Below are 11272 nucleotides of genomic sequence, written 5' to 3'. Positions count from 1 at the left end.
AACACGAGCGCGGACGCCCCGTCGCTGATCGGACAGGAGTCATAGAGCGTGAAGGGAGATGCGATTTCGGGGGCTCCGAGTGCCTCCTCGACTGTGATCTCCTGCTGGAGGTGGGCGTGGTCGTTGACCAGCGCGTTGTCGTGGTTTTTGACCGCGATGTGAGCCAGATCCTCGTGAGTCCCGCCGTACTCGTCGAAGTAGGCCCGCGCCATCAGCGCGTACGCGCCGGGGAAGGTGACGCCCGCCCGGACTTCGTAGAGGTCGTCGGCCGCGCCGGCCAGCCCCTTCGTCGCTCCGGCCGTGCCCATGTTCGTCATCCGCTCCATGCCGCCGGCGACGACGACNTAGAGGTCGTCGGCCGCGCCGGCCAGCCCCTTCGTCGCTCCGGCCGTGCCCATGTTCGTCATCCGCTCCATGCCGCCGGCGACGACGACATCTGCCTCGCCGCTTCTGATCGCACGGACGGCGTCATGGACCGCAAGCCCGCTCGAGGCACACGCGCTTTCGATTCGGCGCGAGGGAGCGGTCGTCCCGAGCGCCTCCGCCATGAGCGGTCCCTGGTGGCCCTGCCCTTCCGAGAGGGTGCCGACGAAGTTGCCATAGAAGAGTTCGTCGACGTCCGCGGCCGGGACGCCGGCATCCTCGAGGGCGGTGAGGCCGGCCTCCGCGAACATGTCCCTGCCCGTCCGATCGGGATGCGATCCAAACGACGTCATTCCTGTTCCGGCGAGTCGTACCTGCGACATTAGCTACCAGAACCACATATCAGTTCGCGCGGTATAGCTGTGTCGGACGACGACCGCACGTTGCAACTGTCGTTTCCGCCACTGACGAGAGTCGGGACATTTACTACGACAGTCCGACCACCACAGAGTGATGGTTTCAGACCTAGAGACGATCGACCGTGTCGGCGTTGTCGGCGCTGGCACGATGGGCAGTGGTATCGCACAGGTCGCCGCAACCGCGGGCTACGACGTCGTCATGCGCGACATCGAACAGGAGTTCGTCGACAACGGCTTCGAGACGATCGACGACAGCCTCGGCCGACTCGTCAACAGAGACTCGCTCACCCAGGACGAGGCCGACGCGGCCCGCGACCGGATCACGGGCACGACCGCACTCGACGACCTCGCGGACTGTGACGTCGTCGTCGAAGCTGCCCTCGAGGATCTCGAGGTCAAACGCGACATCTTCGCCGACCTCGACGAGATCTGTCGGGACGACGCCGTCCTCGCGACGAACACGAGTACGCTCTCGATCACGTCGATCGCGAGCGCGACCGAGCGGGCCGCGGACGTTATCGGCCTGCACTTCATGAATCCGGTGCCCGTGATGGAGGGCGTCGAGGTCGTCACCGGCGAGAAGACGGCCGAGGAGGTCACCGAGCTGGCCCACGCCTTCGCCGAAGACCTCGGGAAGACGACCTGGGAGTCCGACGACAAGCCGGGCTTCGTCACCAACCGCATCCTGATGCCCTGGATCAACGAGGGTATCCGGGCCTACGACGAGGGCGTCGCGACGAAAGAGGACATCGACGCGGGGATGGAACTGGGCACGAACGTTCCGATGGGGCCGCTGACGCTCGCCGACCACATCGGCCTCGACATCTGTCTGCACGCTTCCGAGACGCTCCACGAGGAGTTAGGCGACCGCTACAAGCCGGCCTATCTGCTCAAGCGGAAGGTCGAAGCCGGCGAACTCGGCAAGAAGACAGGGAAAGGCTTCTACGACTACGAGTAACGCCTCGTTCTACTCGCCTAGGTGTCGTGAGATAACTTCCTTCTGTATTTCAGAGGTTCCCTCGTAGATCGTGGTGATCTTGGCGTCGCGGTAGTAGCGCTCGACGTCGAAGTCCTTCGTGTAGCCGTAGCCGCCGTGGACCTGCACCGCCTCGTCCGCGACGTCGACGGCCGTCTCGCTGGCGAAGTACTTCGCCATACTCGCCGCCTGTGGGTCGAGCCCGGCGTCGTTCTTTTGGGCAGCGTCACGCGTCAGCAGGCGTGCAGCCTGAACGTTCGTCTGCATGTCCGCGAGCTTGTGGGCGATCGCCTGATGCTCGATGATCGGCTCGCCGAACTGCTCGCGTTCGTTAGCGTAGCTCACGGCGGCGTCGAGGGCTGCCTGGGCGACGCCGACGGCCTGGCTTGCGATCGCGATCCGGCCACCGGTCAGGATCGAGAACGCGGCCTTCAGCCCGTCACCGACTTCCGTCAGGCGATTCGCTTCGGGAATCCGCACGTCGTCGAAGATGAGCGTCGTGGTGTCGCTCGCACGCAGCCCGAGCTTGTCCTCTTTCTTGCCGACCTCGAGTCCCGGCGTGTCCTTGGGCACCAAAAACTGCGTCACGGTGTTGGGGTCGTCGCGGTCGGTCTTGGCAAACAGGATGACGACGCCCGCACGCTTGCCGTTCGTGATCCACTGTTTCTTCCCGTTGATGACGTACTCGCCGTCCTCGAGCCGGGCCTCGGTGCTCATCTCGGCCGGGTTCGAGCCAGCGTCGGGTTCCGAGAGCGCGAACGCACCGACCGGGCGGCCGTCGACCATCTCCGGCAGCCACTCGTCTTTGTGCTCGTCGGTACCGAACTGACGGATACACGAGGTGGCCAGACAGTGGACCGACAGCGCCGTCGCGACCGCCAGATGGCCGCGTGCCAGTTCCTCGTTGACGATGCTGTAGGTCACTTCGTCGGCGTCGAACCCGCCGTACTCTTCAGGGACCGTCAGCCCGGTCAGATCGAGCTCCGCGAGCCCGTCCCAGACGTCCTCCGGAAACGTCTGGGCCTCGTCGTGCTCGTCGACCGTCTCGACGACCTCTTTCTCGACGAAATCGCGGACGGTATCCTGTATCAGCTGCTGCTCGGCTGTCAGCTCCATACCGGAGTGTTCGAGAGCGGGGTAGTAAAGTGTCCGATTCCGTTATGCAACCCTCGTCGATGCCGGTGTTACCGCTCGAGCCCCCGGTGTGGCCCAGATAGGTAACTAAAAATACTGCCTCCCGAGAGGGGTACGTATGACAGTTCGCCAGTCTAGAGAAGCGGCAGTCGAATGTATCGACGACGGCGATACGGTCGGCGTCGGCGGCTTCGTCGCCGTCGGGATTCCCGAATACGTGCTCGAGGCGCTCGGCGAGCGATACGCCGAAACGGATCACCCGCGTGACCTCACTATCTATCATCCCGCTGCAGAAGGCGATCGACAGGGTAACGGGCTTTCACATCTGGTCCAGGACGGCATGCTCGAGTGTACGATCGCGAGCCACTGGGGCTTTACGCCCGACCTGATGGAGAAAATCGTCGACAACGAAATCGAGGCCTACAACCTGCCCTTCGGCGTGATGGATCACATGCTCCGTGACACCGCCGCGGGCAAGCCCGGCACGATCAGCCACGTCGGGCTGGGGACGTTCGTCGACCCGCGCCAAGAGGGCGCGAAGGCCAACGACATCACCGACGAGGATATCGTCGAGCTCATGACCATCGACGGCGAGGAATATCTCTTCTATCACTCGGTGCCGATCGACGTCGCAATCATCCGGGGGACGACGGCCGACGAGAACGGCAACATCACCATGGAACGGGAAGCCCTCGACTCGAACGTGCTGGCGATGGCCCAGGCTGCCCACAACTCCGGCGGCACCGTGATCGCTCAGGTCGAGCGCGTCACGGAGTCGGGCACGCTCACCGCCCGCGACGTGGTCGTTCCCGGCGTGCTGGTCGATTCCGTCGTCGAAGCGCCGTCGAGTCACCACCAGCAGACGTACGCGGAAGACTACAACCCTGCTTACAGCGGCGAAATCAAACAGCCAACTGACGACGATCTCGAGCCGCTCCCGATCGACGAGCGGACGATCATCGCCCGCCGGGCCGCGATGGAACTCGAGCCGGATTCGGTTATCAACCTCGGCGTTGGCGTCCCGGAACTCGTCCCGGTCGTCGCAGCCGAGGGCGGCGCCGACGACGAGATCACCCAGACCGTCGAGTCGGGACCGGTCGGCGGCGCTGCCTCCGGCGGGATCAGCTTCGGGACCGCGGTCAACCACGAGGCGCTGGTCTCTTCGACCCAGCAGTTCGACTTCTACGACGGCGGCGGCCTCGATATGGGCTTTCTGGGCATGGCACAGGTTGATGCGATGGGCAACATCAACGTCAGCCGGTTCGGCTCGCAGCTGCCCGGCTGTGGCGGGTTCATCAACATCACTCAAAATGCCGAGAAGGTCGTCTTCTGTGGCACCCTGACGACCGACGGCCTCGAGATCGAGGCCGGCGACGGCGAGCTCTCGATCGAACAGGAAGGAACGAGCTCGAAGTTCGTCGACTCGGTCGAACAGATCACCTTCAGCGGCGAGTACGCCGTCGAGATCGACCAGCCGATCGTCTACGTGACCGAGCGTGCCGTCTTCGAACTCACTCCCGAGGGCCTCGAGCTCACGGAAGTCGCACCCGGCATCGACGTCGAAGCGGACGTCATCGACCCGATGGGCTTCGAGCCACTCGTGGCCGACGACCTCGCGGAGATGGATCCAGCGCTGTTTGCCGACGAGCCATTCGACCTGACCGACGCGATTTAGGTCGGGACCAGTCCCCAGCCCTCTCAGTGGCTTGAAGCAGGAACCGTTAAGCGAGATTACTTCGAACACCTGTTCTATGGTTGCATACGACAACCTCTCGATTGATCACGACGACAGCGTCGCAACGGTCACGCTCGAGAGCACGGCCGGTCGAAACGCACTCACGCTCGAGATGGCAAACGAACTGGTATCGGCGGCGACGACGCTCGGCGAGGATCCCGAGACGCGCTGTATCGTTCTCACGCACGCGGGCGATTTCTTCGGCTCCGGTGCCGATCTCGGGGCCCTCTCCGGCGATGACTCCGACGCGGCACATATCCGGGAACTGGCCGGCCGAGCCCACGAGGCGATCGTCCAGTTCCATCGGGCGGAGACACCGGTCGTCGGCGGCGTCAACGGTATCGCCGCCGGGATCGGCTTCAGCCTGGCGCTGTTTCCGGATCTGCTTGTCCTCGGCGAGGACGCAACGCTCACGTTCGCGTACCCGGGAATCGGCCTGACCGGCGACGGCGGCGCGACGTTTTTCCTGCCGCGGCTGGTCGGACTCCGGACCGCCAAAGAACTCGTCCTGAAAGACGAGCCCATCAGCCCCGAGGAAGCCCGCGAGCTGGGGCTGGCCAACGAGGTCGTCCCCAGCGACGAGTTCGACGACCGGCTAGCCGAGCTCGCCGCCGAGCTTGCAGCGGGGCCGACCCAGGCGTTCGGAACGACGACGCGCCTGCTGACCGACAGCTACGAGCGCTCGCTCGAGCGACAGCTCGCAGCGGAGACGAACGGCATCGCAGCTGCGACACGAACCGAAGACTACGAGCGCGGCCTCGAGGCCTTTTTCGGCGACGACGAGCCCGACTTCGTCGGTCGGTAGCGGTTCGAGTCAGGTGCGAACGTGATACTGTCGGACAGCAGTCAATACGAAGTCGGTCGCGGATTCGCGGCCGTCTCCACCGGTAACGGCCGTAGCAGAGCGACTGATCTTCACATAGTTCTGTCCGGCAGTATGAGTGCGCTGTCCGTTCTGTGTGGTAGTGTCCACCGGGGACAATGAACGTGATACTTTATCACACTGTGTGTCGAACTGACCGAATATGCATCTCGGAGTAGTCATCCCGCGGACCGGCTCACACGACCCGACCGACCTCGCGATCAGCGCCGAAACACAGGGGTATGACTCCGTCTGGATGGGCGAACTGTGGGGCTCGAGTTCGGTCGTGAAACTCAGCGAGATCGCCGCGCTGACCGACGAGGTCGAACTCGGCACCGCCATCGTCAACGTGTTCTCGCGGACGCCGGCCGTCCTCGCGATGACCGCCGCGACGCTCGACCGTGTCGCCGACGGTCGCGCGACCCTCGGCGTCGGCACGAGCACGCCCACCGCCGTCGAGACCATCCACGGACAGTCGTTCGAGCGCCCGGTTCGGCGGTCCCACGAGACCATCGAGATCATTCAGCGGATCTTGACCGACGACGAGCCAGTCGACTACGATGGCGAACTCGTCAGCGTCTCAGGCGTCCCACCGCTGGATCGGGACGTTCCCGTCTATCACGCGGCGCTCGGGCCGGCGAACCGTCGCGTCGTCGGCCGCCTCTGTGACGGCTGGCTGCCACACAACATTCCCTTTTCCCAACTCGACGAGGCGTTCGAGGTCGTCGAAACGAGTGCTCGAGAACGCGATCGCGACCCCGAGGAGATCACGATCGCGCCGTACGTCCCATCGGCTGTCAGCGAAGATTCCGACGAAGCCTACGACGCCGTTCGCGGTCACATCGCGTACTACGCGGGCAGCGCCGAGGGCTACCGGAAGGCGATCGCCACCGCGTTCCCCGAGCAGGTCGAACGCGTCGCCGAGGCCTGGCAGGCAGGCGACCGTGCCGACGCGACGGCGCTGGTCACCGACGAGATGGTCGACGATCTCGGCGTCGCCGGAACGCCGTCCGAAGCTCGACAGCGGCTTCGCAAGCTGGTCACCGAGACGATCGTCGACCGGCCGCTCGTGACGATTCCGGAGCAGGCTGCTGACGACGTAGCCGAAGACACGATCGAGGAGCTGGCACCGGTCGCCGACGACTGATCGTCGTTCCAGCGATCAGGATCGGGTTAGACGTAGTCTAAGTTGACCTGCGTCACGTTCGCCGACCGCTTGACGATATCGGCGATCTCTGCGCGTCGCGCCTCGTCGATGCGACTCTGTGGGCCACAGACACAAATCGCCCCGCGAATCTCGTCGCTTTTGTCCAGCACTGGTGCAGAGATACAGACCATACCCGCGATGCGTTCGCCCTCGTCGATGGCGTACCCCTGTTCGCGGATCTCCTCGAGCTGGTCGAAAAGCACGTCGGGGTCCGTGATCGTCTGGTTCGTCATCTCGATGAGACCCTGCCGGTCGATGATCTCCTGAACGCGGTCGTCGGACATGTGTGCCAGAATGGCTTTTCCGGGAGCCGCCGCGTGAAGCGGCATACGCGCGCCGGGATACGCGAACAGATTGACGGCATCTGGGCCTTCTTGGACCGCGACGATCACGCACTGGTCGTTCTCCTCGACCATCAGCGTCACGTGTTCGCCAGTCTCCGCTGCGATATCCTGCAGTTCGTCGCTGACGGCTTGAAACACTTCCAGCCGGTGGCGCTGTCGGTGGCCCACCTCGAGAAACCGAGTCGTCGTCGAATACTCCTTGTCCTCAACCGTGACATAGCCCGTCTCGACGAGCGCCTGTAGATAGTTGTGGACGGTGCTGACGGGCATCTCGAGACGGTCTGCGAGTTCTGAGACCCGCCCACCGCCGTTTTCCGCGAGTTCATCGACGATCCTGAACGCCCGTTCGACCGATCGGTTTGACGCGCCCGTCATTACACGGTGCATTCGGCCGGGTCCATAGAAGCGTTTCGGCTCTCCCGAATGATTTTTCGATCACTTTGTGCCGATCGCGAACGGGGGCGCAGACCGAACTCGGTCGGCAGTGTCGGTGCAACCGCGCTCGATCGCACACTGCCGGATTCATCAGTCGCTGTCACATGCTGTCGTCACGGCGCGCTTGCCGAACGAGCGTCGCGTTGCGTTTCGAGTGTGATGAAACGCGTTTTACCCGGTATCGCCGACTATTCGTGGGAACGACGTCGCTCGAGCGTTGTTTCCGTTGAAATACCTACATTCGGCTCCGCCGAAAGTAGATGCCAGCCGGATCTGGTCATTATCTGTTTCGGACCGATCAGTTGTCGGTGATCGTTCGGTCGCGTTGTTCGCAGACTTACAACCATATGATTGTAATGGATAGGCTGAAGACTGACAGTGGCCAGTTGACGCGAATCACTCTACAATCATCGCGAATGTCATTTGACACACGCCGATAGATAGATTTTGAAATAGCTACTATACTTTTGTTATATTACTATTCTACTCGGAATTAGATGATATTCGATAATAGTGTACTCTCGAATAGACTATCTGGAGATGGACACAGACATGGTTCTCGTTCAACCCTTGATACTGCCAGAGAAGAGGAATTTTCAGGCTTTTCTTCCTCGTTTAACGAGACGCCACGTGCTGTACGCGCCGGAAATACTGAACGAGGTTTCACATATAAAACACTTCTCATATTCAAACACTACTGGTTAAACATCAGTTATAAAATATAATATTTCTCATAATTCGTCGCTCTTTCCCGACAGCGATGCGCTCACGTTCGATCGCGCTCGTTACTTCGCCTGTCTGTGAACCCATACGATTTAGTCATATGATATACTCATCCGTGGTATGGTTCGACGAAGTGTCTTGTTCTCACCCGGCGATAAGCCCGACCTCATGCGGAAGGCAGCGATGGGCAACGCGGATGTCGTCGTGTTCGACCTCGAGGATGCCGTCGCACCAGCGGATAAACGCAACGCACGCGAGGCCGTCCGCGAGGTCCTCGACGAGATCGATCCGGACTGCGAAGTCGCCGTTCGTGTGAATCCGATCGGCCTGGGAGCGATGACCGACCTCGAGGCGATTCTCGAGGGGTCACGCCCGGACAGCATCATGGTGCCGAAAACGGAAGACGCGACGGACATCCAGCGGGTGCAGGCGCGACTCGAGGAAGCCGGCGGGTCCTGTCCAGTGTTAGCACTGATTGAATCCGCAGCGGGCGTCCTTCGGGCCGACGAGATTGCCGCGGTCGACGCGACTGACGCGCTGCTGTTCGGGGCCGAAGACCTCGCGGCCGATATCGGTGCGACGCGCACGAGCGAGGGGATAGAAGTGTTGTACGCGCGCGAGCGGACGGTGATCGCGGCCAGCGCCGCCGGTATCGACGCGATCGATATCGTCTACACCGACTACGGGGATACGGATGGCCTCCGTGAGGAAACTGCGTTCGCCAGACAACTCGGGTACGACGGCAAAATGGCGATCCATCCGGATCAAGTGCCGGTGATCAACGACGCGTTCACGCCCAGCGACGACGATATCGAGTGGGCAGAACGCGTTCTCGCCGCCCGTGATCGGGCGGAGACGGGTGTGTTCGAAGTCGACGGTGAAATGATCGATGCACCACTCATCGCGCAGGCAGAACGCATCCTCGAGCGCGCCGACGAGACTGACAACTGAAACGGTCTGCTGTCCCGGGTTCCCGGGACAACCGCAGGACAGATCGCGGCTGGACCGCCACTGACCGACAGGAGCCCGTACGATACGGGCCCGGAGCGCTTATCGCGCCTGTTCGATCTCCTCGAGCGCATCCGGATTTTCGATACTACTCATATCTCCGAGATCCTCGCCGGTGTAGGTCGCTTCGACCGCCCGGCGGATGATCTTGCCCGACTGCGTTTTGGGGAACTCGTCGACGAACAGCACCTCACGGGGGCGGAAGGGTTTCCCGAGTTCCTCGCCGACCTGTGTGCGCAGTTCGTCGCGTAACTCGTCGGTCTCCGCGTATCCGTTCTCGAGGATGACGTAGGTGACGACGGCAGTCCCTGTCGTCTCGTCGGGCGCGCCGATGGCGGCGGCCTGATTGACGGCTTCGTGGTCGATGAGCGCCCCCTCGACTTCGGCGGGACCGACCTTCCGCCCGGCCACGTTCAGTGCGTCGTCGGCGCGCCCGTGGAGGAACCAGAAGCCGTCTTCGTCCTTCTGGGCCCAGTCGCCGTGATCCCACAGCGGCGGATCCTCGAACGTCGACCAGTACTCCTCGAGATAGCGCTCGTCGCCCGACCACAGCGACTTGGTCATCGAGGGACAGGAGTCCCTGGCAACGAGGTAGCCTCGTTCGTTGTCCTCTTTGACCGAGTTCCCCGCGCGGTCGACGATGTCGATATCCATCCCCAGTCCAGGACCGCCCAGCGTACAGGGTTTCAGCGGCTGAGTCGGCATCGGCATGAGAAAGCAGCCCATAATTTCGGTGCCGCCGGAGATGTTGATGATCGGAATCTCGTTGCTGCCGACGTGCTCGTAGAACCACTGCCAGGATTCGGGGTCCCACGGCTCCCCCGTCGACCCCAGGATTCGGAGGGAAGAGAGGTCGTGGCCCTCGAGCCACTCATCATCTCCGGCTCCGGCGGAGCCGGATGACTCGTCAGACGTAGTCTGACGCGTGCCGTGCTTGCGCAACGCGCGGATCGCGGTCGGCGAGATCCCGAACTGCGTGACCCCGTGGCGGTCGATCAGGTCCCAGAAGCGATCGGGCTCGGGGTAGTCAGGTGCGCCCTCGTACATGACGACGGTCCCGCCGAAGGCGTGCGTGCCGATCAGCGTCCACGGTCCCATCATCCAGCCGATATCGGAGACCCAGAAGAACCGATCGGCCGGTTTGAGGTCGAACCCGAAGTGTAGTTCCTTGGCCGGCTGGACGAGCGCGCCGGCATGGGTGTGGACGATCCCCTTCGGTTTCCCCGTCGTCCCCGACGAGTACAGCAGCATCGACTCCTGACTCGAGGCGAGCGATTTCGTCTCGTACGTGTCGTCCTGGGAGGNGGACGATCCCCTTCGGTTTCCCCGTCGTCCCCGACGAGTACAGCAGCATCGACTCCTGACTCGAGGCGAGCGATTTCGTCTCGTACGTGTCGTCCTGGGAGGTGATGGCGTCGGTCCAGCGTTCGTCTCGCGCGTCGGCCCAGGGGATCTCGTCGGTCCCGACGTGGCCCAGCCGGTCGTAGACGATGGTGTGCTCGACGTGGCCGGCCTCGTCGATGGCCTCGTCAGCGCTCTCTTTGAGGAGGACATCGCTCCCACGGCGCTGGAAGCCGTCACCTGTAAACAGGACCGAACACTCCGCGTCTGCGATTCGAGTCGCCGTCGCGTCGACGCCGAAACCCGAGAAGATCGGGACTGCGATCGCGCCGACCTTGAAACAGCCATAGAGGATCGCGATAACCTCGGGCACCATTGGCATGTAGAGCCCCACGGTATCGCCAGTCTCGATGCCGCGTTCCTCGAGCGCGTTGGCCACTTGATTGGCCTGCCGGTGAAGGTCGTGATACGTAATCTCTCGTACCTCGCCATCTTCGCCCTCCCAGAGGCAGGCGACCGTGTTCCGCGTCTCGCTGTCGACTGCCGCGTGGCGGTCGACGGTGTTGTGGGCGATGTTGAGCTCGCCGCCGGGATACCAATCGGTGAACTGCGGGCCCTCACTGTTGTCCCGAACACGGTCGTAGTCTTCGTCAAACTCGAGGCCGAGGTAGTCGATCAGTTCGTCCCAGAACCTGTCTCTTATACACATCTCTGAGCGGGCTGGC

Annotated in this window: 8 protein-coding genes and 1 pseudogene; 5 read left to right on the top strand and 4 right to left on the bottom strand. The window is 62.8% G+C overall.

The features are described 5' to 3' along the window. Positions 1-746: thiolase family protein (locus C476_RS10490; protein WP_275039676.1), on the bottom strand; the 746-nt coding region annotated here is incomplete at its 3' end. A 130-nt stretch (positions 747-876) separates the two neighbouring features. Between C476_RS10490 and C476_RS10485 the strand changes: the two genes are divergently transcribed. Beyond that, positions 877-1740: a 3-hydroxyacyl-CoA dehydrogenase family protein gene (locus C476_RS10485; RefSeq protein WP_008012630.1), complete on the top strand. Its 864-nt coding sequence runs from the start codon at positions 877-879 to the stop codon at positions 1738-1740. A 9-nt stretch (positions 1741-1749) separates the two neighbouring features. Here C476_RS10485 and C476_RS10480 read toward each other — a convergent pair whose 3' ends face one another. After that, positions 1750-2874: an acyl-CoA dehydrogenase family protein gene (locus tag C476_RS10480; RefSeq protein WP_008012628.1), complete on the bottom strand. Its 1125-nt coding sequence runs from the start codon at positions 2872-2874 to the stop codon at positions 1750-1752. Between the two features lie 136 nt (positions 2875-3010). On the opposite strand from C476_RS10480, the gene C476_RS10475 reads away from it, so the two are divergent. From C476_RS10475 to C476_RS10465, 3 genes are all read left to right on the top strand, one after another. Beyond that, entirely contained in the window at positions 3011-4567 is a 1557-nt protein-coding gene (locus C476_RS10475; protein WP_008012626.1) for an acyl CoA:acetate/3-ketoacid CoA transferase, read from the top strand. A gap of 76 nt (positions 4568-4643) precedes the next feature. Continuing rightward, entirely contained in the window at positions 4644-5432 is a 789-nt protein-coding gene (locus C476_RS10470; protein WP_008012625.1) for an enoyl-CoA hydratase/isomerase family protein, read from the top strand. A gap of 220 nt (positions 5433-5652) precedes the next feature. Beyond that, positions 5653-6636 (top strand): LLM class flavin-dependent oxidoreductase, encoded by a 984-nt coding sequence (locus C476_RS10465; protein ID WP_008012624.1) that lies wholly within the window; start codon positions 5653-5655, stop codon positions 6634-6636. Between the two features lie 26 nt (positions 6637-6662). Here C476_RS10465 and C476_RS10460 read toward each other — a convergent pair whose 3' ends face one another. Continuing rightward, positions 6663-7415 carry an IclR family transcriptional regulator gene (locus C476_RS10460; protein ID WP_008012623.1) on the bottom strand — a complete coding sequence of 251 codons (753 nt, stop codon included), beginning with the start codon at positions 7413-7415 and terminating at the stop codon, positions 6663-6665. A 903-nt stretch (positions 7416-8318) separates the two neighbouring features. Here C476_RS10460 and C476_RS10455 point away from each other — a divergent pair. Then, positions 8319-9149 (top strand): HpcH/HpaI aldolase/citrate lyase family protein, encoded by an 831-nt coding sequence (locus C476_RS10455; RefSeq protein ID WP_008012622.1) that lies wholly within the window; start codon positions 8319-8321, stop codon positions 9147-9149. A gap of 99 nt (positions 9150-9248) precedes the next feature. Here C476_RS10455 and C476_RS19810 read toward each other — a convergent pair. Then, positions 9249-11256: pseudogene (locus C476_RS19810) on the bottom strand (AMP-binding protein). Between the last annotated feature and the right edge of the window lie 16 nt (positions 11257-11272).

The organism is Natrinema limicola JCM 13563 (genome assembly GCF_000337475.1).
In the GTDB taxonomy this organism is placed as follows: domain Archaea; phylum Halobacteriota; class Halobacteria; order Halobacteriales; family Natrialbaceae; genus Natrinema; species Natrinema limicola.
This window is presented reverse-complemented; position numbering and strand designations above follow the sequence as displayed.